The 684-nt window shown below is 41.8% G+C and carries 1 protein-coding gene; it reads left to right on the top strand.

The annotated features are described in order from the left end of the window. Nucleotides 1-4: 4 nt before the first annotated feature. The gene (locus AC1DSE_RS36105) at nucleotides 5-472 is read left to right on the top strand and encodes a YdhK family protein (protein WP_477529226.1); all 468 of its coding nucleotides are present in this window, start codon (nucleotides 5-7) and stop codon (nucleotides 470-472) included. Nucleotides 473-684: the final 212 nt, after the last annotated feature.

The raw sequence follows: 684 nt of genomic DNA, 5'->3' as shown, positions 1-684 counted from the left end.
CGCTATGACCAGCAATCAAGGTGAAGACCACTCACAAATGAATCACTCCAATAGCAGTCAGCTTCCTAAAGGGTTAAAAGAAGCAACGAATCCAACCTACAAGGTGGGGAGTGAAGCGATTATAAAAGCAGACCATATGGCAGGAATGAATGGAGCTACAGCAACAATTGTGGGCGCCTATACGACTACTGCCTACGCTGTATCTTATACCCCAACAACGGGCGGCGAAAAAGTGACCAATCATAAGTGGGTTATTCAAGAAGAAATTAAAGATGCAGGCGACAAACCCTATGAGCCAGGTACAGAAGTTATCCTTCAAGCAGACCATATGGCGGGTATGAACGGCGCAACCGCAACAATTGATTCCGCAGAGCAAACCACGGTTTATATGTTTGATTACGTTCCAACCACTGGGGGAGAAAAAATGAAAAACCATAAATGGGTAACGGAAAGCGAGCTTTCACCGAAGTGATCAACCGTTTCTGAACAAACGACGATTCTTTCTCAATAGTAGAGAGAATCGTCTTATTTTATACAGGAAAACGAAACTTTTTTACAAATAATGGCGTCTAATCCTTGTAAATAAAACAATGAGGTGATGATTTGCGAGGATTAAAAACCCGTTTGCTTATACTATTCATTGTAGGTGCTGTTTCATTATCTATGACACCAGCATCCGTAAAT

Source organism: Paenibacillus sp. 01L418 (genome assembly GCF_056400045.1).
Note: the sequence above shows the minus strand (reverse complement) of the source record. Positions and strands in the feature narration are given on the sequence as shown.